The organism is Candidatus Symbiopectobacterium sp. 'North America', assembly GCF_015762685.1.
Taxonomy (GTDB): domain Bacteria; phylum Pseudomonadota; class Gammaproteobacteria; order Enterobacterales; family Enterobacteriaceae; genus Symbiopectobacterium.
The window spans coordinates 34,463-57,915 of the sequence record NZ_PEHF01000061.1; the positions used below are offsets into that span (position 1 = coordinate 34,463).

General features: G+C 53.8%; 17 protein-coding genes, 1 tRNA gene and 3 pseudogenes. 6 read left to right on the forward strand and 15 right to left on the reverse strand.

Annotated features, from left to right (window positions below; genetic code table 11):
• Nucleotides 1–43: 43 nt before the first annotated feature.
• The 6 genes from CS369_RS13770 to xerD all read right to left on the reverse strand — a co-directional run bounded on the left by CS369_RS13770 (nucleotide 44) and on the right by xerD (nucleotide 7,231).
• A complete protein-coding gene (locus CS369_RS13770) occupies nucleotides 44–727 on the reverse strand; it encodes an AraC family transcriptional regulator (RefSeq protein ID WP_244665005.1) in 684 nt (227 codons plus the stop codon).
• Nucleotides 728–979: 252 nt separating this feature from the next.
• The gene (gene lysS / locus CS369_RS13775) at nucleotides 980–2,497 is read right to left on the reverse strand and encodes a lysine--tRNA ligase (protein WP_196907536.1); all 1,518 of its coding nucleotides are present in this window, start codon (nucleotides 2,495–2,497) and stop codon (nucleotides 980–982) included.
• An 8-nt stretch (nucleotides 2,498–2,505) separates the two neighbouring features.
• Nucleotides 2,506–3,604, reverse strand: a protein-coding gene (prfB, locus tag CS369_RS13780; protein ID WP_196907537.1) for a peptide chain release factor 2 whose coding sequence is annotated in 2 segments (ribosomal slippage) — nucleotides 2,506–3,528 and nucleotides 3,530–3,604 — 1,098 coding nt in all. Because the reading frame shifts where the segments join, the coding sequence is not laid out codon by codon here.
• A gap of 125 nt (nucleotides 3,605–3,729) precedes the next feature.
• Nucleotides 3,730–5,463 (reverse strand): single-stranded-DNA-specific exonuclease RecJ, encoded by a 1,734-nt coding sequence (gene recJ, locus CS369_RS13785; RefSeq protein ID WP_196907538.1) that lies wholly within the window; start codon nucleotides 5,461–5,463, stop codon nucleotides 3,730–3,732.
• Nucleotides 5,464–5,536: 73 nt separating this feature from the next.
• Nucleotides 5,537–6,253 (reverse strand): bifunctional protein-disulfide isomerase/oxidoreductase DsbC, encoded by a 717-nt coding sequence (gene dsbC, locus CS369_RS13790; protein ID WP_196907539.1) that lies wholly within the window; start codon nucleotides 6,251–6,253, stop codon nucleotides 5,537–5,539.
• Nucleotides 6,254–6,331: 78 nt separating this feature from the next.
• Entirely contained in the window at nucleotides 6,332–7,231 is a 900-nt protein-coding gene (gene xerD / locus CS369_RS13795; protein WP_196907540.1) for a site-specific tyrosine recombinase XerD, read from the reverse strand.
• Between the two features lie 320 nt (nucleotides 7,232–7,551).
• Here xerD and CS369_RS13800 point away from each other — a divergent pair.
• Together CS369_RS13800 and fldB are read left to right on the forward strand one after the other, a co-directional pair.
• Nucleotides 7,552–8,867: pseudogene (locus tag CS369_RS13800) on the forward strand (MFS transporter).
• A 307-nt stretch (nucleotides 8,868–9,174) separates the two neighbouring features.
• Nucleotides 9,175–9,693 carry a flavodoxin FldB gene (gene fldB, locus CS369_RS13805; RefSeq protein ID WP_196907570.1) on the forward strand — a complete coding sequence of 173 codons (519 nt, stop codon included), beginning with the start codon at nucleotides 9,175–9,177 and terminating at the stop codon, nucleotides 9,691–9,693.
• 59 nt (nucleotides 9,694–9,752) lie between these two features.
• On the opposite strand, the gene CS369_RS13810 is transcribed toward fldB, so the two are convergent.
• On the reverse strand, nucleotides 9,753–10,184 hold the full coding sequence (locus CS369_RS13810; protein WP_196907541.1) for a protein YgfX: 432 nt from the start codon (nucleotides 10,182–10,184) through the stop codon (nucleotides 9,753–9,755).
• Entirely contained in the window at nucleotides 10,165–10,431 is a 267-nt protein-coding gene (sdhE, locus tag CS369_RS13815) for an FAD assembly factor SdhE (protein ID WP_196907542.1), read from the reverse strand. The genes CS369_RS13810 and sdhE overlap by 20 nt, the downstream gene beginning before the upstream one ends.
• A 259-nt stretch (nucleotides 10,432–10,690) precedes the next feature.
• On the opposite strand from sdhE, the gene ygfZ reads away from it, so the two are divergent.
• Complete coding sequence (ygfZ, locus tag CS369_RS13820) at nucleotides 10,691–11,680, forward strand: tRNA-modifying protein YgfZ (RefSeq protein ID WP_196907543.1); 990 nt, start codon at nucleotides 10,691–10,693, stop codon at nucleotides 11,678–11,680.
• Nucleotides 11,681–11,741: 61 nt separating this feature from the next.
• On the opposite strand, the gene CS369_RS13825 is transcribed toward ygfZ, so the two are convergent.
• Both CS369_RS13825 and CS369_RS13830 read right to left on the reverse strand, forming a co-directional pair.
• On the reverse strand, nucleotides 11,742–12,386 hold the full coding sequence (locus CS369_RS13825; protein WP_196907544.1) for a hemolysin III family protein: 645 nt from the start codon (nucleotides 12,384–12,386) through the stop codon (nucleotides 11,742–11,744).
• A 123-nt stretch (nucleotides 12,387–12,509) separates the two neighbouring features.
• Nucleotides 12,510–14,009, reverse strand: coding sequence for a carboxylesterase (locus tag CS369_RS13830; protein WP_196907546.1), 1,500 nt, complete (start codon nucleotides 14,007–14,009; stop codon nucleotides 12,510–12,512).
• Between the two features lie 328 nt (nucleotides 14,010–14,337).
• Between CS369_RS13830 and CS369_RS13835 the strand changes: the two genes are divergently transcribed.
• Nucleotides 14,338–14,946 (forward strand): HD family hydrolase, encoded by a 609-nt coding sequence (locus CS369_RS13835; RefSeq protein ID WP_196907547.1) that lies wholly within the window; start codon nucleotides 14,338–14,340, stop codon nucleotides 14,944–14,946.
• Between the two features lie 131 nt (nucleotides 14,947–15,077).
• Here CS369_RS13835 and gcvP read toward each other — a convergent pair.
• The 3 genes and pseudogenes from gcvP to gcvT form a co-directional block, all read right to left on the reverse strand.
• Nucleotides 15,078–17,935, reverse strand: a pseudogene (gene gcvP / locus CS369_RS13840) (aminomethyl-transferring glycine dehydrogenase).
• Nucleotides 17,936–18,213: 278 nt separating this feature from the next.
• Nucleotides 18,214–18,609, reverse strand: coding sequence for a glycine cleavage system protein GcvH (gene gcvH, locus CS369_RS13845; protein ID WP_196907549.1), 396 nt, complete (start codon nucleotides 18,607–18,609; stop codon nucleotides 18,214–18,216).
• A 128-nt stretch (nucleotides 18,610–18,737) separates the two neighbouring features.
• Nucleotides 18,738–19,832 carry a glycine cleavage system aminomethyltransferase GcvT gene (gene gcvT, locus CS369_RS13850; protein WP_196907550.1) on the reverse strand — a complete coding sequence of 365 codons (1,095 nt, stop codon included), beginning with the start codon at nucleotides 19,830–19,832 and terminating at the stop codon, nucleotides 18,738–18,740.
• Between the two features lie 778 nt (nucleotides 19,833–20,610).
• Between gcvT and fucO the strand changes: the two are divergent.
• Nucleotides 20,611–21,746: pseudogene (gene fucO, locus CS369_RS13855) on the forward strand (lactaldehyde reductase).
• Between the two features lie 140 nt (nucleotides 21,747–21,886).
• A complete protein-coding gene (locus CS369_RS13860) occupies nucleotides 21,887–22,177 on the forward strand; it encodes a DUF1435 family protein (RefSeq protein ID WP_196907552.1) in 291 nt (96 codons plus the stop codon).
• An 80-nt stretch (nucleotides 22,178–22,257) separates the two neighbouring features.
• On the opposite strand, the gene CS369_RS13865 is transcribed toward CS369_RS13860, so the two are convergent.
• Nucleotides 22,258–22,343 (reverse strand) — tRNA-Leu (locus tag CS369_RS13865).
• A 121-nt stretch (nucleotides 22,344–22,464) separates the two neighbouring features.
• Nucleotides 22,465–23,361 (reverse strand): LysR family transcriptional regulator, encoded by an 897-nt coding sequence (locus CS369_RS13870; protein ID WP_196907554.1) that lies wholly within the window; start codon nucleotides 23,359–23,361, stop codon nucleotides 22,465–22,467.
• Nucleotides 23,362–23,453: the final 92 nt, after the last annotated feature.

The following is a 23,453-nucleotide window of genomic DNA, read 5'->3' on the forward strand; positions in this document are numbered from 1 at the left end:
AACAATAAGCGCAAGTCTACGGGGTCTATAGCAGGACGTATTGTCAGAAATTGATACGCTGAAAACGCCCCGGTGTCATGGCGTTAAAACGGTTGAAGGTTTTGGTGAAGTGCGCCTGATCGGCAAAGCCAAGACTAAGGGCAACCTCACTGATGCTCATGCCCTGACGCAGCAGCTCACGCGCTTTGCCAATACGGCGCTGCATCAGCCAGGCCAATGGCGGCATACCGGCTTCCTGATGAAAGCTACGCACCAGATGCGCCACGGTGATATGTTCATCGCGTGCCAACGCATCCAGATTGGGCGGTTCTGCGAGGCAATCGAGCAAACGCGCCTTGATGCGTTTTACCCTGCCGCCCTCGCTGACTATCTTTAACGGCGCAGGGCTGCCCATGTCGTTGTCCATCAATGCTGCCAATAGCAGCACCAGTCGCTCCTGATACATCGCGCCATCGCCCTGCTCATCGCTGGGGCTTGCCAATAGTTTCAACTGTTGCGCCAGAACGGGAGCCTGTTGCACGCCCTGAGCAAACCGAAAGGCGCGACCAAAGAAATGCTCAAAAGCGCCGGGTTGTACGTAGAGCGAGGCACATTGCCAGCCACCATCGCTGTTATCACCGCTTTGTAGCTGATGCGGATTGTAGGTGGTCACCATCTGGGGATCGACATCAAAAGTGTTACCATCCAGCCAGACATGCTCCACGCCGTTGAGATTGGCGCTAATCACATATTAATCATGGGTATGGCGGGGAAATCCGCCGGTATTTTCTAACAACGCCAGTTCAAACCAGCCATCACGATAGGTGATCATGGAGCCACTTCCTGCGGTTACCCCGTTATGCTCGCTCTTACGTCATTCCTGCCCTCACTGTCATTCCCGCGCAGGCGGGAATTTCTTTACAGGCTAAACGCGTATCGCCTGTAAAAGGTCCCTGGCCTACGCCGAGGACGACAAGGAGAGTCTACTACCCACTATGCCTTACTTCTGAGGACGCATCGCCGGGAACAAGATCACGTCACGAATGGTGTGGCTGTTGGTAAACAGCATCACCATACGGTCGATACCAATGCCCAGGCCCGCGGTTGGCGGCAGACCGTGTTCCAGCGCGGTGACGTAGTCTTCGTCGTAGAACATTGCTTCGTCGTCGCCCGCATCTTTGGCACGGGCCTGATCGGCAAAGCGATCTGCCTGATCTTCTGCGTCGTTCAACTCGGAGAAGCCGTTACCAATTTCACGTCCACCGATGAAGAACTCGAAACGATCGGTGATTTCCGGGTTTTCATCATTACGACGCGCCAACGGTGAAACTTCCGCCGGATATTCGGTGATAAAGGTCGGTTGGATCAGATTCGCTTCTGCGGTTTCTTCGAAGATCTCGGTCACGATACGGCCCAGACCCCAGCCTTTTTCGATCTTGATCCCGAGAGACGTTGCAATGGCAGACGCTTTATCGAAATCGTCCAGATCCGTCACGTTGGTTTCCGGACGATATTTGCAGATCGCCTCGCGCATGGTCAGCTTCTCAAACGGTTTACCAAAATCAAACGTTTGATCGCCGTAAGGCACTGTGGTGCTGCCCAGCACGTCTTGAGTCAGGGTACGGAACAGGCTCTCGGTCAACTCGATGAGATCTTTATAATCGGCATAGGCCATATAAAGTTCCATCATGGTGAATTCCGGGTTGTGACGCGGCGAAACCCCTTCGTTACGGAAGTTACGGTTGATTTCGAACACGCGTTCAAAACCACCAACCACCAGACGCTTCAGGTACAGTTCCGGCGCAATACGCAGATACATGTCAATATCCAGCGCATTATGGTGAGTCACAAAAGGACGCGCGGAAGCACCACCGGGGATCACCTGCATCATCGGGGTTTCAACTTCCATAAACCCTCGCTCCACCATGAAACGGCGAATACCAGACATGATCTGCGAACGCACGCGGAACGTATTGCGCGATTCGTCGTTGGCGATCAGATCCAGATAGCGTTGGCGATAACGGGTTTCCTGATCCGCCAAACCGTGGAATTTGTCCGGCAGCGGGCGCAGCGCCTTGGTCAGCAAACGCAGTTCAGTACAATGGATAGAAAGCTCACCGGTCTTGGTTTTGAACACCTTGCCGCGCGCGCCCAGAATATCGCCCAGATCCCATTTTTTGAACTGTTCGTTATAAATGCCTTCAGCCAGATCGTCACGCGCCACGTAAAGCTGAATGCGGCCACCCACATCCTGTAACGTTACGAACGAGGCTTTACCCATGATGCGGCGCGTCATCATACGACCCGCCACGACCACTTCAACGCCCAGCGCTTCCAGCTCTTCGTTTTCTTTATCGTCGTAAGCCGCGTGCAGCGCATCAGAAGTGGAATCACGGCGGAAATCATTAGGAAAAGCGATACCGTGTTCACGCAGCGCCGAGAGCTTTTCGCGGCGCGCTTTCAATTCGTTGTTCAGATCCAGCGCCTGATCGGCACCCTGTGATTGTGACTCAGCCATGTGACTTGTTATAACCCCGCTTTTAAACTTGCTTCAATAAATCGGTCCAGATCGCCATCCAGCACAGCCTGGGTATTACGCGTTTCCACCCCAGTGCGCAGGTCTTTGATTCGGGAATCATCCAGTACGTAGGAGCGAATCTGGCTGCCCCAGCCGATATCGGACTTGTTATCTTCCAGCGCCTGCTTCTCAGCGTTTTTCTTTTGCATCTCAAAGTCGTACAGCTTCGCTTTTAGCTGTTTCATCGCCTGATCTTTGTTCTTGTGCTGGGAACGGTCGTTCTGACACTGGGTAACAATGTTGGTCGGTATATGGGTAATACGCACCGCAGATTCGGTACGGTTAACGTGCTGTCCACCGGCACCGGAGGCGCGATATACGTCAATACGCAGATCTGCCGGGTTGATTTCGATATCAATATCGTCATCCACTTCCGGATAGACAAACGCGGAACTGAATGAAGTATGGCGGCGACCACCGGAGTCAAAGGGACTCTTGCGCACTAAACGGTGTACGCCCGTCTCGGTACGCAGCCAGCCAAACGCGTAGTCACCAATAATCTTGATGGTGGCCGATTTGAGACCGGCAACTTCCCCTTCAGACTCTTCAATCACTTCGGTCTTGAAGCCTTTGCTCTCGGCCCAGCGCAGGTACATGCGCAGCAGCATGCTGGCCCAGTCTTGCGCTTCCGTACCGCCGGAGCCGGATTGAATATCGAGGTAGCAGTCGGCGCTGTCGTATTCGCCGGAGAACATGCGGCGGAACTCAAGCTGTGCCAGCTTGGCTTCCAGCGCATCCATTTCAGTGATGGTGTCGTTGAATGTCTCTTCGTCGTCCTCTTCCACCGCCAGTTCAAGCAGGCCGGAAACGTCTTCCAGTCCCTGTGTCATCTGATCGATAGTATCGACGATCGCTTCCAGCGAGGAGCGCTCTTTGCCCAGCGCTTGTGCGCGCTCGGGTTCATTCCAGACGTCGGGCTGTTCCAGCTCGGCGTTTACTTCTTCCAGGCGTTCTTTTTTGGCATCGTAGTCAAAGATACCCCCTCAGAACAGCTGTCCGGTCAGACAGGTCCTGAATACGGTTTTTTACCGGATTAATTTCAAACATGATTAGCGTCTTACGTTAGCCGTCAAACGACGGAGAAAAAATGGATATAAACGAACGATTCTAGCGGAATATACGCCAGGTTTACAGCCGTCTGGCGCAATTTTACCCCTACGAGCGATGACTCGCTACACTAGCCACAAATGCTGTATCAACAATTGCACGCTGCGTTTACCGCGAAATTCGTTAACCTCAAGGCGGTAGGCCAGTTCTGCCTCACGAATGCTGCTGTCGGGCCAGCAACGGGTATCCACATTAAACGCGATACCGTCCAGCAGCGGCCCGCCGTTAACCGGCTCCACCATCAGCTTCAGATGGCGCTCTTTCAACAGTTTCTGCTGCAAGATACGAAAACGCCCGTCAAACGTGGGTTCAGGAAACGCTTGTCCCCACGGCCCGGCATCGCGCAGCATCTCTGCCGTCACCAGATTCAGTTCGGTTTGTATCAGTTCACCATCCGACCAGATAACCCCTTCCAGGTGCGATTCATCCAGCCACTCGCCGACCAGCTCGCCAAAGCGCTCACGGAAGGTATCAAACTGATGCTCTTCCAGCGATAGTCCAGCCGCCATTGCGTGACCGCCAAACTTAACCATCAGCCCCGGATAGCGGGTATCCAGGCGCTCCAGCGCATCGCGTAAGTGCAGACCGGGAATTGAACGGCCAGACCCCTTGAGCACGCCCTCTCCCGCCGGTGCGAACGCAATCACCGGTCGATGAAAACGCTCTTTAAGCCGTGATGCCAAAATACCGACCACGCCCTGATGCCATTCGGGATGATACATCGCCAATCCCAGCGGCAGTTGTTCAAGGCCGTGTTCCAGCTTTTCGCACAGTTGCATGGCTTCCGCCTGCATCTCTTGCTCGATTTCACGCCGCGCCAGATTGAGCGCATCCAGATCGCTGGCCTGCATCCGCGCTTCGACGATGTCATCGCACAACAGCAGCGCCACGCCAATCGACATATCATCCAAACGCCCTGCCGCATTCAGGCGTGGCCCAATCGCAAAGCCCAGATCGCTAGCTACCAGTTGGCTGGCATCGCGGTTGGCGATTTCCAACAAGGCGCGAATGCCAGGGCGACATTTACCGGCACGAATGCGATTCAGCCCCTGCGACACCAGAATACGGTTGTTGGCATCGAGTGGCACCACGTCGGCCACTGTGCCTAGCGCCACCAAATCGAGCAGTTCCGCCAGTTTTGGTTCCGCCAACCTTTTTTGGCTAAACCAGCCGCTGTCGCGCAGACGCACAAACAGCGCCATCATCAGGTAAAACGCCACGCCGACGCCGGCCAGCGATTTAGAAGGAAAGGCACTGTCGCGCAAATTGGGGTTAATTATCGCATCAGCAGCGGGCAACGTTTCCCCCGGCAGGTGATGGTCAGTCACCAACACCTGAATACCACGCTGGTGCGCATCATCCACTCCGGCATGGGATGAAATACCGTTATCCACCGTCAGGATCAGCTCTGCGCCCAGCTTCTCGGCCTGCACCACCACTTCCGGGCTCAGGCCATAGCCATCTTCAAAACGGTTCGGCACCAGATAGGCCACCTGGCTACCGCCCATGCTGCGCAGTGCCAGCACGGTAAGCGCAGTGCTGGTAGCGCCATCGGCGTCAAAATCACCGACGACGACGATGCGCCGTTGTCCTGCCAGCGCATGTTGCAGCAACACCACTGCGTCGTCAATGCCATCGAGCAGGCGATAATCGAGCAGGCCGCGCAGGCTGCGATCCAATTCCTGACCCTCTGTGACGCCGCGCTGCGCGTACAGACGGCGTAGTAACGGAGGAAGCGTTGCGGGAAGCCCACTGCCTTCCGCCAGCGGACGCCGGCGGAGTATGGTTTTTAATTCCACTGTATTTTCAATTCCACTACGTGACGGCGTGCATTACACGTTATCGCTTTTAATGGGGCAACCTGGTGGCAATTTATACGCCCAGTTTGGCCGCAGCCCGATGAGCGTTCAGCATAGCTAACATCTCTTTCGGTGCCTGATAACCCGGAACCACGGTGCCGTCCTCCAGCACGATCGCTGGCGTGCCTTGCACACCAAACTGGATACCCAGCTCGTAATGCGCACCGATATCGGTCTTGCAGGTTGCCGGGGAGATAGCTTCACCGCGCGACGCAGCGTCATACGCCTTGTTACGGTTGGCAGTGCACCAGATAGACTGCATGTCTTTTTCCGTTGGCGAATTCAGCCCCTGACGCGGTAAAGCCAGATAACGGATGGTAATACCCAGATCGTTATAGTCTTTCATCTGCTCATGCAGTTTGTGGCAGTAACCGCAGGTAATATCGGTGAAAACAGTAATCACATGTTTTTCCTGCGCCGCTTTGTAGACGATCATTTGATCCTGCAAGGCATCCAGTTTTCCTTTCAGGATCTGGTTGGTCACGTTCACCGGCGTGCCGCCATCCACGGCGTAAAGCGGCCCTTGCAGCAAATGTTTACCATCTTCCGTTACGTAGAGCACGCCACTTTTCGTCAGCACCGTTTTAAGGCCAGCGACGGGCGCAGGCTGGATCTCCATCTTTTCAATGCCCAGTTTGGTCAGTGTCTGTTTAATCGCCGCGTCGTCGGCGTGTACTGCGCTACTAGTCGCCGCGAGCAGTAAAGAAAGCGCCATTAGCCCTTTTTTCATCGTATTCAGTCCCGTTCATGGTGTATTCCGCCTGTAAAGGGCGTGTTCAGCCGTCTGGCCCTTATGTCGCCTGCACTGTCAGGCGCGCGGATGATGCTGTTGATGCAACTGCTTCAGCCGTTCAGTGGCAACGTGCGTATAAATTTGCGTTGTTGAAAGATCGCTATGCCCCAACAACATCTGTACGACACGCAAATCAGCCCCGTAGTTCAGCAAGTGCGTAGCGAATGCATGGCGTAAAACATGCGGTGAAAGCTTCTCACTGTCAATGGATGCCAGCACGGCATAGTGTTTGATACGGTGCCAAAAGGTTTGGCGCGTCATCTGCTGCGCTCTGGAACTTGGAAACAGCACATCAAGCGTTTGTCCGTTCAGCAGCCAGGGCCTGCCGTGCTCGAGGTAGCGCTCCAGCCAATAAATAGCCTCTTCCCCCAGCGGCACCAGCCGTTCTTTATTACCTTTACCAATCACCCGCACGACGCCTTGGCGTAAACTGACATCTGCAATGGTCAGCCCCACCAGTTCCGAGACGCGTAGCCCGGTGGCATAAAGCACCTCAAGCATGGCTTTATCACGCAGCTCAAGCGGTTCATCCACACAGGGCGCTTGCAACAACGCACTCACCTGCGCTTCGCTGAGATCTTTGGGCAAGCGCTGGGGCAATTTGGGAGAAGATAATACCGCGCTGGGGTCGTCACTACGCCGTTTTTCCCGGTATAAATACTGAAAAAAGCGACGCATGGCACTCAGCAAACGCGCCGAACTGGTCGCTTTGTATCCCCCTTCCACGCGTTCGGCAAGATAAGCTTGCAGATCCAGCGCCTGCACCTGCAATAAATCACTATCAGCATGCTCCAACCAATCGGCCAGTGCGGTTAAATCTCGCCGGTAAGAGGTCAGCGTGTTATCAGCCAGGTTTCGTTCCAGCCACATAGCTTCAAGAAACTGTTCGATGTGTGCCCGACCCTGTGCTTGCATACGCTTCTCCTCGCTGTACGGCGTGCAGGGTAAAACCCTGGCGTTATTATGCCCGAAGTGACGGTAAAAAGGGCAGGATCATCACCTGAATTCGCGCCGCCGATTTTTTATGCAAATTTATTTTATGCTGCATTATTCACCGCTCTGCACTACAAAATAGGGTAACGCATAACTTATATCACAGGAAGTATTTACAATCGCGCAACTCGCCAAAGCAGGCTCTGTAGCCGCTTTTTCACTTTTTGGGCTAGCATTGAAATGCTTTTTTTTTCTGTGACTAGAATGACAGTTCTGTCGATAAAAAAAGATAATAGAGTCCTATGCAAGCCACCATCACGCCCACTCTCGATGCAGAGGCGGACGCAGCCCCGGTTAACTCGCGCAGTAAGGTTGTTATCGCTTCATTGATCGGAACCGAGATCGAATTTTTCGATTTTTATATCTATGCCACTGCCGCTGTGCTGATTTTCCCGCACATCTTATTCCCGCAGGGCGATCCGACCGCCGCGACGCTACAGTCGCTTGCAACCTTTGCTATTGCCTTTGTGGCACGTCCGATCGGTTCTGCACTATTTGGTCACTTCGGTGACCGCGTCGGCCGTAAGGTGACGCTGGTTGCTTCCCTGCTGACCATGGGGATCTCTACTGTGCTGATCGGCCTGCTGCCGACCTACGCATTTTCGCACCGTTGCTGCTGGCATTGGCGCGTTTTGGTCAAGGTCTGAGTCTGGGTGGTGAATGGGGCGGTGCAGCATTGCTGGCTACCGAAAACTCACCAGCCCACAAGCGCGCACTGTATGGCTCATTCCCGCAGTTGGGCGCACCGATCGGCTTCTTCTTCGCCAACGGCACGTTCCTGCTGCTCTCCTGGTTGTTAAGCGAAGAACAGTTCATGACCTGGGGATGGCGCGTGCCTTTCGTTGCCTCTGCGGTATTGGTCTTGATCGGCCTGTATGTGCGTGTCTCTCTGCACGAAGCGCCCGTGTTTACCAAAGCTATCGAAGCGGGCAAGAAAGTCCGCATTCCTCTGGGAACGCTGCTGAACAAGCACCTGAAAGCCACCATTCTTGGCACCTTCATCATGCTTGCCACCTATATGCTGTTCTACATCATGACGATCTATTCCATGACCTATGGCACCTCGCCAATCCCCAAAGGGCTGGGTTTCTCGCGTAACAGCTTCCTGTGGATGCTGATGGTAGCGGTTATCGCCTTTGGTCTGCAGATCCCGGTTGCCGGGCTGCTGGCAGATGCCTATGGCCGCCGCAAGACCATGATTGTGGTTACCTGCGGCATGCAGGTGTTCGCGATGCTGTTCCCGTCCCTGTTAGGTTCTGGCAGCCAACCGTTGGTGATGCTGTTTCTGGTGCTAGGGCTGGGCCTGATGGGCTTAACCTTCGGCCCGATGGGCGCGTTGCTGCCTGAACTGTTCCCCACTGAAGTGCGTTATACCGGTGCCTCGTTCTCCTATAACGTCTCGTCGATTCTGGGAGCATCGGTTGCGCCTTATATCGCCGCCAGGCTGACCGCCAACTACGGGCTGTTCTACGTGGGTGTTTACCTGTTCGCTATGGCATCTTTAACGCTTATCGCATTACTGCTGACCAAAGAAACGCGTCACCAAACGCTTGGTTAAGCCTCACAGGCAAGCGTGAATACGGGTGAAGAGTAATCCTTCACTCGCAATCTGCTGACAACTCACCTTACGCCTCGTCATCCTCGGCGAAAGCCGGGGATCTCTCTAAGAAAAAAACGCGTTTCTTCTGCAAGAGATTCCCACCTTCGCGGGAATGACAAAGCGATGCCCTAAATAATTCGAGTTACAAGAAAGCAGTGAATGAACGCAGCCAACGCACCTGCAACTTGAAGTATGACGGATATATACCTCGCTGTAAGATTCGGTTAGGCTAATGGCAAGTTTGTTTAATACGCTGCAATTGCATATGAAAATTGGTTTGTTCTACGGCTCCAGCACCTGCTACACCGAGATGGCAGCGGAAAAGATTCGCGATATTTTGGGTGAATCGCTGGTCGACCTGCATAACGTGAAATATGTCGATCCGCAGAAGATGGAAGGGTATGAATTACTGATTCTGGGTATCCCAACGTGGGATTTCGGTGAGATTCCGGAAGATTGGGAAGCCATTTGGAGACAGTTATCCTCGTTGAATCTACAAGGGAAAATCGTTGCGCTGTATGGCATGGGTGACCAGTTAGGCTACGGTGAATGGTTCCTTGACGCGCTCGGTATGTTGCATCAGCAGTTGGCCACAAGCGGCGCAACCTTTATTGGCTATTGGTCCACCGAAGGCTATGAGTTCACTACCACCAAACCGCTCACACCGGATGGGAAACACTTTGTCGGGCTGGCGCTTGATGAAGTGAATCAGTATGACCTGAGCGATGAACGCTTGCAGCAGTGGTGCGAGCAGATTTTACAGGAAATGGCAGAGCAGTTGTAATCGTCGGGAGATATCCCGATAGACATCAGCCGACAGCGTGCTGCTGGCTGAAACTGAAACTACGGTGCGTCCGGGTTTTCTCCCGCCCACGCTTTACTCTCCAACAACAGCTGACGCAAATGCCGCCATTCCTGCTTATCCATGTTGTCGGATGCCAGCCAGAGCCGCTGACTCTGCTTGCCATCACTGCGCCGAAGCGACAGTAAGATACCGTTTTTCAACATCCACGGACGGCGGATAATGTGCCAGCGATGATGCTGCCACTCAAGGTTTGCTTCAGCCTGCAACACGATTTCACCGTGACGCGCTTTGATATTACGCTGGCTACGGATAAACCCGAACACCACCAGCGTCATCAGCGATAGCCAGAGCACCGCATAACCGTCCGGCCACGGTGCCAGCAGAATCAACAGCAACAACAACCCGTGCACCAGCAAAGAAAATACCTGCATGCGCCAGGAGACGCGTAAATCACAGCGCCACAGGGCCACGATCTTTATTTCGCGTCTGAATAAGAGAGATCATGCGTTTCAGTTCCCCATCTTCCGGTTCACCGTGGTTCATCAACCAGTTGAACAGGTCAGGGTCATCGCACTGCAATAAACGCACAAAAGCGCGTTTGTCATCATCGTTTAGCACATCATACTCATGTTCAAAAAAGGGCATGATGGCGATATCCAATTCTCGCATTCCTCGGCGGCACGCCCAGTGAATTCGCGCCTTATTATCGATATCCATTGCTTTTCCTACTTTTTATCGACGCCAACGTGTAGTTGGCTCGGATGTCTAGATAAACACTCAACTAAATGTAACATTTTGACATATTTTAGCGCATATCAGCGTATCGCGCAGAAGGTCATCGATCGTGCGCACGCTCAGTAACGCTTTCAAATATGCTAACTGAAAATCATGGGGGCAATGGCACGAATAACTGCTTGCAAACCCTGCAAGCTCTTTTACTATTAGGCCAAACGCAAACCTTCGCGAGGATGGTTACATGGCAACCCCACTTCCCTTTGCTGCACAAACCGCCATCACGGCCTCGGGGCAGCTTCCCGCTACGCTGATAGCACTTGATGACTGGGCACTGGTGACGCTTACCGGCCCGGACACACGCACTTACCTGCAAGGCCAGGTGACGGCCGATGTTAATGCGTTAGCCCCCGATCAACATGTACTTTGCGGTCATTGTGATGCCAAGGGCAAAATGTGGAGCGCACTGCGCCTGTTTGCCCACAACGATGGCTTCGCCTATCTGGTACGTCGCAATCTGCGTGATACGCAGTTAAACGAGTTAAAAAAATACGCCGTCTTTGCCAAAACCACTATCGCCGCAGAGGACAATCTCCAGCTTATCGGTGCTGCGGGAAGCACTATACGCCAACGTTTAGCCGAGGTCTTCTCTGCACTACCGGGCAGTGAGCATCCCGTTGTCAGCCACCCCTTCGGTACACTGCTGCATTTTACCCTTCCTGCTGAGCGTTTCCTTCTGGTACTGAACGACGAAGGTGCCGCCGCGCTGAGTACCACACTGGCAGACAGCGTGCAATGGGCCGACAGTCAACAGTGGCTGGCACTGGATATTGAATCCGCACTGCCGATTATTGACAACGTAAACAGCGCGCAGTTCATCCCGCAAGCAACGAATATACAGGCACTTAACGGCATCAGTTTTAATAAAGGCTGCTACACCGGTCAGGAGATGGTGGCGCAGGCAAAATTTCGCGGTGCCAACAAGCGGGCACTCTATTGGCTGGCAGGCACTTCACCGCGCGTGCCAGAAGTGTGCGAAGGCCTGGAACTGAAAATGGGTGAAAACTGGCGTCGCACCGGTACGATACTCGCCGCCAGCCAGTTAAGCGATGGCACACTGTGGGTGCAAGCGGTACTGAATAACGATCTGGAAGCGGATAGCATATTGCGCGTGCGCGACGCAGCGGAAAGTCAGTTGAGTCTGCAACCACTGCCCTATTCATTGTCTGAATAATTTCGCCACTGAGCACCGTTTCTGTTTCATCAAGAAACGGTGCCAGAGTGATATTTAGCGGCTAAACGTAAAGGTAGATCGCCAGAAAATGGCACAGACTGCCACCCAGCACAAAGCCATGCCAGATGGCGTGGTTATAGGGAATACGTTTACACACATAAAAAACCACGCCTAAGGTATATACTGCACCGCCCACCGCCAGTAGGGTGACACCACCTGGTGCTAACACCTGCACCAACTGATAAATCACAATCAGTGATAGCCATCCCATCACCAGATACGTCACCAGCGACAACACTTCAAAGCGATGTGCAAAGGCCAGTTTAAATAACACGCCCACCAGCGCCATGCTCCAGATGACAATCATCAAGCCACGCGCCAACGACGAATCCATCCCCACCAACAAAAACGGCGTGTAGGTGCCCGCTATCAACAGATAGATGGCACAGTGATCGAACCGTTTGAGCCAGGGTTTAGCCCACGGGCTGGGAATTGCATGGTAGAGCGTAGAGGCCAGAAACAGCAGAATAATGGTGCCGCCGTACAAACTGTAGCTGGCGATAGCCATGCTCGTCGCGCCATTGTCCACCGCTTGCACCAGCAGCACCAACCCGACAATCCCCAACACCACGCCAGCACCGTGACTGATATTGTTGGCTATCTCTTCCGCCAACGTATAACCCGCATTACTTTCTGATTTCACCATATTCCGTTTTTGCTCCCGGCACGATTGGCTGTACAAACTTCATGCAATCTCATCGGGAAGAGTGTAATCGAGAATAGTTTCAGTGTACAAGTGTATGCTGAAACTATTATTCGATCCGCCGCGCTACTGCGCTTGAACCGAACCTGGCATTGGCCCCGGTTCCCTTTCGCCAGGAATAACATCATCAATACGCTGCATCATGTAGTAATAGAAGGGGTTGGAGGAAAGGCGCAACAACGTATCCAAATCAAGAATCAACACCCCGCGTTCTCCGCGCTCGGCAATACGCCCGAGTGGAATACCAAACTCATACGGTGGCGTAGAGAAACGGCCATAAAGCGAATCGCTGTCAGAAAATGGCAGCGCTACGTACGATAACGAGTAGACATCTTCGGGGTAATCCATTCCAAGATCGCGGCGCGTGACCTCCATGCTGCCTGCTTTGGTGTCAAAGGCGACCGCCTTTGCGCTTTGTACCGATGCGTTAGTGATCACCGTGGTGCCGTACAAACGGGGGGTCGGCGGCAACCATTGCCCAATCGCCGACGCTGACGCATCCCGCAGTAACAGACCAAAATTGATGGTGCGGTTGACATCAAACAGCACTAAATCATTGTCGTTTTTCGGAAACAGATTATAGAAGGCGCTGATCACCGCCCGCGTGCTGACGGTAAAATCTATTACCAACTGGAAGGTTAAAATCGGCGGCAGTTCCGACAGCCTGCGCTGCCGCGCTTCCTGCTCCAACTGTGACTGCAAAACGCTGGTGAGCAGATAAGACTGGCGCGCACCGTTCACCGGGAACAAGTTGTACTTGAACGGGTTGAATTCCGGCACAATACCGAGCCAGGCCGCTTTGGCAAACGGCGGGAATATCGCGGGTAACCCGGCCAAACCAGCAAAACGCGCGTAAGCCGTAATGCCAATCATCGGAGAAATCAGGACCAGACGATCCGCCTTGGGCAACTTAGGATCGCTGAGCGTATCGAGGGCGTATTTCAGCATGAGCGCCCCGCCGTTAGAAAAACCAACGATATGCAACGGTAAGCGTTCTCCACCGTTCGCAGGCGTAACAAAACGCGCAGCCTCACGCACCGCTAAACGCGTGGCAGCCAACCAATCTTCCCAACGGACTTTGGTTAACGCTCCGGGCACAGTGCCGTGCGCCGGAATACGCAGCCCGATAGCGACAAAGCCGTGCTGACGATAAAGCTCAGCCACATTTCGCATACTGTAGGGAGAGTCGGTTAGCCCATGCAAAAGCACCACTGCACCTTTGGGTTCCCCTTCCGGCATCAGTTCATAAGAGTGGTTCCAGTTATGAGCGAAGCGCCCGGGATAAACAGGGCTGCCGACAAAATAGCGGTTTAAGGCAACCTGCTCATCCCTGTCCAGCGTCTGGGTCACCTGCTGAAACAAGCGCTCCTCATGAGCCAAATACTGCTCCCAGTTGGCACGATCGAGTTGGTCAGGCGTCATCTCTGTCGGCACATAAATATGCCAGGGAGCCAGTGCGGGTCCCCGTTGTGAGTCAAACACCCGAATAACCAGAAATGTCAACGCAATGGCCAACACGATAACCACCGCATATTTGATCGTGCGTCGAATGATACGAATAGGCATCTTGCCCCCTTATTATTAGCGCTTTTATTGTGATTTTTACTTCGCCCTGTCACGGACTCAATGCCAACCTCGCCTTATGCATTGCGCACAGTGCGTTTGGGAAGACCAGTAAAGCAGATTGTTTTGTGCCTTGACTATAACGATAGTCGACAATTTCCCCTCCCGAAGGGTCTGTTATCAGAGGGAATAGTCAGTGCCAAAGGGACATCATCGCGGAATAAAGCGTGTAAATTCTCACCAGCTTCCCCTACAATGAGCCGGTTTTGTTTGACTGCGCAGTGTTTGATACAGCCGCGTTTGACACATCAATGGATGTAAGGTGGTTTTGATGTCCCTGGCTTTACCCACTCTCGAGTTCGGTACGCTGACCGAAGTAGTTGGTTTCCTGATGGAAATTGATAAGCTAAAAAGCGTACAGCGTCGTTCAAAAATCATCGGCAGTTCCCGTCACGAAGATTCCGCAGAGCACAGTTGGCACTTTGCCGTTGCCGCGATGAGCCTGGCACCCTACGCCAGTCAGGACGTGGATATTCAGCGCGTGATTCAAATGGCCTTGGTGCATGATATCGTCGAGATCGATGCTGGCGACGTGATGGTCTACGATCTGAGCGCTCGAGAAGCGATTCAGGCGCAGGAAGAAGCCGCTGCGGTTCGGTTATTTGGCCTACTGCCCGAACCGCAACGTCAGCATTTTCTGCAACTGTGGCAAGAATATGAAGCGGGTGACACCACGAACGCGCGTTTTGCACTGATGATCGACCGCATTATGCCTATCCTGATGAACCTGCATAACGGTGGGCAAAGCTGGGTGGAAAACGGCATCCGACTGGAGCAAGTATTGGGACGCGCCAGCTTTATCGCCGAGATCAATCCCGAACTGTGGCGCTACCTGAAAGATCATCTGGAAACCACGCAGGCCAAGGGGTGGTTGGGGTAATTCTCCGGCTTGCCTACCTCCGTCATTCCCGCGCAGGTGGGAATCTCTTACAGATGAAACACTTTTCTTCTAACAGAGATCCCCGGCTTTCGCCGAGGATGACTAGAGAGTGCGAGTCATTGCGCAGGAAGCTACGCGTAATCGCCAATCGGTACGCAAGAGCAGAACAGGTTGCGATCGCCGTACACGTCATCGAGGCGTTTTACGCTCGGCCAGTATTTATGCTCAGCCCCCGCCGGGAACACCGCCAGTTCGCGACTGTAGGGATGCGACCACTTACTGACCATCTCCTGCTGGGTATGCGGTGCATTCACCAACGGGTTGTCCTCCAGCGGCCATTCACCTTGCGCCACCCGCTGAATTTCTGCACGGATCGCCAGCATTGCATCAATAAAGCGATCCAGCTCGACCTGACTTTCTGATTCCGTCGGCTCTACCATCAGCGTTCCCGCCACCGGGAACGACATGGTCGGCGCGTGGAAGCCATAGTCGATCAAACGCTTGGCGATATCCATTTCGCTGATGCCGGTGCTCTCTTTCAGCGGACGAATATCTAGAATACACTCGTGCCCCACACGGCCATCACGGCCGGTGTACAGTACCGGATAAGCGTCCTTCAAACGCGTTGCAATGTAGTTGGCATTGAGGATCGCCACCTGACTGGCATTCTTCAGCCCTTCAGCACCCATCATACGGATATACATCCAACTGATAGGCAGAATGGACGCGCTACCAAAAGGTGCAGCAGATACCGCGCCCTGCGTGGTGAGCAAACCATCAATGTGCACCACCTGATGCCCCGGCACGAACGGTGCCAGATGCGCTTTCACCCCGATCGGCCCCATGCCCGGCCCGTCGCCACCGTGCGGAATGCAGAACGTTTTATGCAGGTTAAGGTGCGACACAATCCGCGCCAATGTAGCCCGGCGTGGTGATACCTACCTGCGCGTTCATGTTCGCGCCGTCCAGATACACCTGTCCGCCGTGTTGATGGACAATCTGACACACTTCACGAATGGTCTCTTCATAGACACCGTGCGTGGAAGGATAGGTCACTATAATGCAGGAAAGGCGATCGCCCGCCTGCGCGGCCTTCTCCCGAAGATCGTGCAGATCGATATTCCCTTGTTTGTCACAAGCCACCACCTCTACCGCCATCCCGGCCATCTGTGCCGATGCCGGGTTAGTGCCGTGCGCAGAGCTTGGAATCAGACACAGCGTGCGCTGATCGTCACCTCGGCTCTCATGGTAGCGGCGAATGGCCAGCAAACCGGCATACTCGCCCTGCGCACCCGAGTTGGGCTGCATACACACGGCATCATAGCCAGTGAGTTGCACCAGCCAACCGGAAAGCTGTTCGATCATCAAACGATAACCTTGTGCCTGTTCCGGCGGGCAGAACGGATGCAGTTCAGCAAATTCAGGCCAGGTGATCGGCAGCATTTCCGCCGCCGCGTTCAGCTTCATGGTGCAGGAACCCAGCGGGATCATGGCACGATTTAGCGCTAGATCTTTATGCGCCAAGCGATGCAGATAACGCATCATCTCGGTTTCGCTGTGATAACGGTTGAACACCGGGTGGGTAAGAATGGCATCCGTGCGCAATAGCACAGCAGGGATGGATGATGAGCCGCCGCTGAGTACGGCATCCAGCGCAGCAATGGACAGACCGTGATCTGTCTCCCAGCAGCACGTCAAACAACACAGCGACATCTTCTCGAGTGGTGGTTTCATCCAGCGTGATACCGACCCCGTGATAGAGATCGGTGCGCAGGTTGATCCCGGCATTCTGCGCGCGGGCGATGATGGCGTTCTTGTCTGTGACCTCAACCGCCAGCGTATCAAACCAGGTGGTGTGCCACAGTTTCAAGCCGCCCTGCTGCAACCCAGCGGACAGAATATCGGTTAAACGATGAATACGTTCAGCGATACGCTTGAGCCCCTGCGGCCCATGATAAACCGCATAGAAACCGGCGATATTCGCCAGCAGCACCTGAGAGGTGCAGATGTTGGAGTTGGCTTTTTCGCGGCGGATGTGTTGCTCACGCGTCTGCATCGCCATACGCAGCGCCGTGTTACCTGCCGCATCACGCGAAACGCCGATAATACGCCCCGGCATGGCGCGTTTATACTCATCCTTGCAGGCGAAGAAGGCCGCATGCGGACCACCGTAGCCCATCGGCACATCAAAACGCTGGGCGGAGCCAAACACAATATCGGCTCCCTGCTTGCCCGGCGCGACCAGCAGCACCAGAACCATGATATCAGCGGCGACGCTAACGATGATCTTGCGCGCATTCAGTTGCGCGATAAGATCACGATAATCATGCACTTCACCATAGGTGTTCATCTGCAGCAACAGCACGCCAAACACGCCTTCCGTTTCCAATGCGGCGGCGGCATCTCTGACCACTACTTCAAAACCAAAGGTCTCGGCACGGGTGCGCACCACATCCAACGTTTGCGGATGCACATGCTCTGCCACGAAGAAGCGGTTAGCCTGTTTCAGCTTGCTGACGCGCTTGGCCATTGCCATCGCTTCATCCAGCAGAGAGGCGGAGGCCAGCTCCAGCCCGGTCAAGTCCTGCGTCATCTGTTGAAAATTCAGTAAGGCTTCTAACCGCCCTTGCGAGACTTCAGGCTGATAAGGTGTATAGGCGGTGTACCAGTCTTGGTTTTCCAGCAGATTACGCAAGATAACCGGCGGCATATGCACAGCGGTGTACCCCATGCCGATATAGCTCTTGTAGCGCTGGTTGCGGCTGGCAATCGACTTGAGCTCCGCCAACGCCTGATGCTCGGGCAGCGCATCACCCACCGCTGGCGGGTTGGGCAACTGGATATCTGCCGGCACAATCTGTCGAATCAACGCCGACAATGAATCCGCACCGAGTGTTTCCAGCATGTGAGCCTGCTGCGCGGGCGTAGGGCCGATGTGACGCTCCACGAAAGCGGCGTCATGTTCGAGTTGGCTGAGAGTCTGAGTCATTAGGGGTATTTCCTGCTTCAATCAACTGTTATATAGCCTAAATAATTCGAGTTGCAGGAAGGCGGCAAGGGAGCGAATCCCGATGAGCTTACATAAGTAAGTGATTCGGGTAAGCGAGTGCAGCCAAAGCACATGCAACTTGAAGTATGACGGGTATAGCAAGTGAACGTTCATGGCAAACAGCAAGTGCGAACGCGGTAGACTGCGCTCAGTGTCTTACATTCTGACAAATCGATTTACCCCGTGATGCGCGATAAAACCGTCACGGGGTGACAAGGTTATTCTTCTTCTTCTAACAACGCCTGATAAGCCGTGGCATCCAGCAGGTCGTTCAATTCGCTTTCATCAGACGCTTTGATGCTAAACAGCCAACCGTCGGCATAAGGCGCACTGTTGACCAGTTCCGGCTGCCCTTCCAGCGCATCGTTCACTGCCACGATCTCACCGCTCAACGGCGCATAGATATCTGAGGCGGCCTTGACCGACTCAGCAACAGCGCAGTCGTCACCCATCGCAACCTGCGTGCCAACGTCAGGCAAATCGACAAAAACCATGTCCCCCAACAGTTCCTGGGCATGTTCGGTAATACCGACACGATAGACATCCTCACCTTCGGCCTGGACCCACTCATGGGATGAGGTGTATTTCAACTCGGTTGGGATTGTGCTGCTCATTGCCTGCTCTCCTTAAAAATCGCTTCGTCGTATCGAATCGAGCGATATCCGCCTTCCTGCAACGCGAAGGTGTGGCGGCATATATCGCGCTAACGTTAATCAATAATCATGGTCAGATCGGGACGGCGTCAAACCAGTGCCTTTCCGCCACGAATAAATACCGGTTTGGTCACCTCTACGGGCACTTCGCGCTGGCGAATTTGCACCAACGCCGTTTCACCAATACCTTGCGGCACGCGAGCCAGTGCAATACTGAAGCCCAGCGTTGGAGAAAAGGTACCGCTGGTTATCATGCCTTCCTGTACCGTGCCACTCGCATCGGTAAAGCGCACGGGCATTTCATGGCGCAATACCCCTTTTTCACGCAGTACCAGTCCGACCAACTGCTCAGTGCCTTCGCTGCGTTGATGGGTCAGCGCTTCCCGGCCGATAAAATCCCTGTCTTCCGGCTGCCAGACGATGGTCCAGCCCATATTGGCAGCCAGCGGTGAAACGCCTTCGTCCATGTCCTGACCATACAGGCTCATGCCCGCTTCAAGGCGCAACGTATCGCGCGCACCGAGGCCACACGGCTGCACACCGGCCGCCAGTAGTTGTTGCCAGAACGCCACTGCCTGCTCTGCGGGCAGTGCGATTTCATAGCCTGACTCACAGGTGTACCCGGTGGTAGCAATAAAATAGTCACCGGGTTGTGCGCCGAAAAAGGGTTTCATGCCCGCCGTTGCCGCGCGCTGTTCCGCACTGAGCAACGCCTGCACTTTCTCCTGGGCCAACGGCCCTTGAACCGCAATCAACGCTAGTTCATCGCGTTCCTGCCACTCCACGTTAAACGCCTTGGCATGCTCGGCGATCCAGGCCAGATCTTTCTCCCGCATGGCGGAGTTCACCACCAGCCGGCAATGCGTTTCAGTCAGAAAGTAGACGATGAGATCGTCAATGACGCCACCCGAGGCGTTTAACATCCCGGTATAAAGCGCCTTGCCCGGTTGCGTGAGTTTGGCAACGTCGTTCGCCAGCAGATAACGCAGGAATTCGCGCACGCGCGGGCCGTGTAAATCCACAGTGGTCATGTGAGACACATCGAACATGCCCGCATGACGCCTAACGCTATGATGTTCATCCAACTGTGAGCCGTAGTGCAGCGGCATCATCCAGCCGTGAAAGTCGACCATCTTCGCGCCATCGGCGACATGCTGCTGATACAACGGAGTTTGCTGTGTCATTTTTTCTCCCGAACCTCTCCTTGCGAACGGCGCGAATCACGCCACGCAAACGCTTTCTTTGCGTTGAACTTACCACCTCTTCCACAGGGCTACCACACCCTTTGTTATAAGTTAAACTATATACCAACTGTGAAAGACAAAAAGAGCGACAGAGCACAAGGCAACGAAACCCGCGAAATTAAAATCATTAATTAAAACAAAACACCAATAATAGACATTTGAAACAAAAATAATGACACAAACATTCGAATCATTAGAGAATGATCGCCACACAGATACTTGCAATGGATTAGTTTTTATAATGCAAAAAAATGGCTGAAATTAGATTATTTCAACCAAAGGCTACGATTATGTCATGGTGCCAAAAACGCTAAAGATGACGACGATCACACCCACCCTGCGCTCACTGCCACCGCGTCACTGCTGATGGCAACGAGGGGAAGGCAATTTTCATGTCACATATCCATACTGATTAAAAAGGTAATGTCCATTTATCAGCTATCCATCACGGTCTTTCCGTTATTGATGGCATAGAAGCTAACGCTATGAGGATTAACATTTCGGGCCATGAGGGCGTTTCTCGCCCCGATCGCTTGCGCTACCCGACCCTTTTCAGCATCTATACCCTAAATAATTCGAGTTGCAGGAAGGCGGCAAATGAGGGAATCCCGATGAGCTTACTCAAGTAAGTGATTCGGGTGAGCGAGTGCAGCCAACACACCTGCAACTTGAAGTATGACAGGTATTTTAAAATCAGAATGTTATGGAGAATACGACGATGACCCAAAGAATGATCCTTAACGAAACCTCGTATTTTGGTGCGGGGGCGATTAAACATATCGTGGAAGAAATAACCCGGGGTGGTTTCCACAAAGCGTTGGTCGTCACCGACAAAGACCTGGTGAAATATGGTGTGGTGAGTAAAGAGATCACCCTGTTTGATCAAGTGGGCCTGCCCTACGAGGTTTACGATGACGTAGTGCCCAATCCCACTATTCGCGTGGTGACCGCAGGTATTGAGCGCTACAAGGCCGCGCAGGCCGATTACCTGATCGCTATTGGCGGCGGTTCGCTACATGATACCTGTAAGGCGATTGGTATCATCATCAACAACCCGGAATATGCCGATGGCGTTGCGCCCACGCGTCGTCCTAGCGTACCAATCTTCGCGATCCCGACCACCGCAGGCACCGCTGCCGAGGTCACGATTAACTAAGTGATCACCGACGAAGAAAAACGTCGCAAATTCGTCTGCGTCGATCCACATGACATTCCTATCGTCTCGTTTATCGATGCCAACATGATGGCCAGCATGCCCGCCTCACTGAAGGCGGCAACCGGCCTGGATGCCTTGACGCACGCGATTGAAGGTTTTACCACCAAAGGCGCGTGGGAGCTGGCCGACATGCTGCATCTGAAGGCCATCGAAATCATCAGCCGTTCGCTGCGCGATTCCGTGGCAGGCCATGCCGTAGGCGTGGAGGCAATGGCCTTAGGACAGTACGTCGCCGGCATGGGCTTATCCAACGTGGGTGTGGGATTGGTTCACGGTATGGCACACCCGTTGGGCGTTTTCTATGACACCCCGCACGGCGTGGCAAACGCCATCCTGCTGCCTCATATCATGGCGTTCATGCTGACTACACCGGCGATAAATTCCGCCAGATTGCCGTTGCAATGTGCGTCCCGGGTGCACAAGAGATGCCGATCGCGCAAGCGCGGGAAGCCGCCATTTCCGCCGTGAAGCAACTTTCTCAGGTTGTGGATATCCCAGCACGTCTGCGTCAAGTGGGCATGAAGGAAGAGGATATTCCGGCGTTGGCGCAGGCCGCTTTCGACGATGTTTGAACCGGCGGCAACCCACGTAATGTGACACTGGAGCAAATCAAGGCGCTATATCAGTCAATCTACTGATTCTCTCTCCGCAGGTTTCCCTTCATTATTTCTACTCCCCCGGCATCGCTTGCCGGGGTTTACGCCTGTCCGTAAATGATATAAACTCACATATCATTATCATTATTCATGGGTTTCATCATCCATAGAGGAGCGCAGCCATGCTAACCGCAATGATTACCGCATGCGGGTTATGGAGTGCCAGCTGTTGTCTGGGTAAACGCCTGAGCAGTGCCTGGGGTATTCTGCTACCCGCCGCACTGATGCCATTGCTTGCTCTGCTCGATCTTCAACTCAACAGTTGGAAGCTGATCGTAGCGATTGCGCTGCTGGCGACCGCCGTCATGCTGTTCCATCCTCGCTTGCACCATTACCTGCTGCTGCCTTCCTACATTGCGCTGGCGGGCGGATTGAGCGCGTTGGTGGTGGCATTCCAAACGACGTGGCCATAACGAGCAATACGTCACGCAGTACCAGAAAAAATTTTTGATCGACACGAAGAAATAAAAAAGAAGGGAAAAGCATTAAGAAATGGTGCGAAGAGAGGGAATTGAACCCTCACGTCCTAAGGACACTAACACCTGAAGCTAGCGCGTCTACCAATTCCGCCACCTTCGCAACACCGTCACACGATCTGCATCGTGTCACCACGGGGGCGAATTCTAGAGATTTTCTCAACAACGTCAATGATTATTTCCGCTTGGGTGCTGGGTTTGCTGCAAAAATCGTCATATTGGCCTTATAAGGGACGCGCGAAGCACTCCCGCAGCCAATCGATAAGCACGCTGACGCGTGGTGCCAGGAAATGCCCAGCAGGGTACATTATATACAACGGCATATCCGGTGGCGGCATCTCAGGCAGAATCTCCACCAGTTCACCGCTTTCCAGCCAGTGCCGCACGCCATAGCTCGGAGACTGGATCAGTCCCAACCTGGCGCGACACGCCGCCACGTAGACATCCGCCCCGCTGACATCAATCTGGCTGTGCAGAGTTTGCTGCTCGCACACCCCCTGTGACATAAAATCCAGCGGATAGTGGCGAGTCGTGCGTTGAGAAAAATAGCCCACTGTCTGGTGTGTGGCTAAATCATCCAGCGTTTGCGGCAATCCATAGCGCTCAATGTAGTCTGCCGACGCACAGGTTACCTGCTCCAACGCGGGCAAATGCCGTGCAATTAACGATTCATCTTCCGCCTGCCAGGCCCGCAGTACGCAGTCTACCCCCTCGCGCAGCACATCGATCGATGCATCATTAGCGCTCAGGCACAGAGTGATCTCCGGGTAGCGCTGATAAAACTGCGGCAGTGCGGGAATCACAATCTCACGCGCCAGTGAGTGTGGCATATCGACGCGAGTGCGCCCGGAAGGGCGAAATTTCTGGCGTGAGAACAGCGTATCCGTTTCGTCTATCTCCCCCAGCAATCTCAGGCAGCGCTGGTAGTAAATCCGCCCTTCAGCCGTCACCTGTACCTGACGCGTGGTGCGCAGCAACAGTCGGACGCCAAGACGCGCCTCGAGCCGTTTTATCGTATGGCTGACAGTGGCGCGCGGTAAATTCAGCTTTTCTGCTGCCCGACTGAAATTATCCAGTTCGATAATCCGCACAAAGGTGCGCATCGCCTGAATATGATCCATCGACACCCCAATTATTGGTGATTTTTGAACAGTGTTGCACATTATCCGCCATTTATCTTTATTCCCTGAACAATCACACTGCTTCCATCTTA

Bases quoted from the DNA above. Each gene is read 5' to 3' on its own strand.
- CS369_RS13870 (WP_196907554.1), bottom strand. From the start codon at position 23,361: ATGGATCATATTCAGGCGATGCGCACCTTTGTGCGGATTATCGAACTG.
- CS369_RS13830 (WP_196907546.1), bottom strand. From the start codon at position 14,009: ATGCCTATTCGTATCATTCGACGCACGATCAAATATGCGGTGGTTATC.
- ygfZ (WP_196907543.1), top strand. From the start codon at position 10,691: ATGGCAACCCCACTTCCCTTTGCTGCACAAACCGCCATCACGGCCTCG.
- sdhE (WP_196907542.1), bottom strand. From the start codon at position 10,431: ATGGATATCGATAATAAGGCGCGAATTCACTGGGCGTGCCGCCGAGGA.
- dsbC (WP_196907539.1), bottom strand. From the start codon at position 6,253: ATGAAAAAAGGGCTAATGGCGCTTTCTTTACTGCTCGCGGCGACTAGT.
- lysS (WP_196907536.1), bottom strand. From the start codon at position 2,497: ATGGCTGAGTCACAATCACAGGGTGCCGATCAGGCGCTGGATCTGAAC.
- xerD (WP_196907540.1), bottom strand. From the start codon at position 7,231: ATGCAAGCACAGGGTCGGGCACACATCGAACAGTTTCTTGAAGCTATG.
- fldB (WP_196907570.1), top strand. From the start codon at position 9,175: ATGAAAATTGGTTTGTTCTACGGCTCCAGCACCTGCTACACCGAGATG.
- gcvT (WP_196907550.1), bottom strand. From the start codon at position 19,832: ATGACACAGCAAACTCCGTTGTATCAGCAGCATGTCGCCGATGGCGCG.
- gcvH (WP_196907549.1), bottom strand. From the start codon at position 18,609: ATGAGCAGCACAATCCCAACCGAGTTGAAATACACCTCATCCCATGAG.
- CS369_RS13860 (WP_196907552.1), top strand. From the start codon at position 21,887: ATGCTAACCGCAATGATTACCGCATGCGGGTTATGGAGTGCCAGCTGT.
- CS369_RS13835 (WP_196907547.1), top strand. From the start codon at position 14,338: ATGTCCCTGGCTTTACCCACTCTCGAGTTCGGTACGCTGACCGAAGTA.
- CS369_RS13825 (WP_196907544.1), bottom strand. From the start codon at position 12,386: ATGGTGAAATCAGAAAGTAATGCGGGTTATACGTTGGCGGAAGAGATA.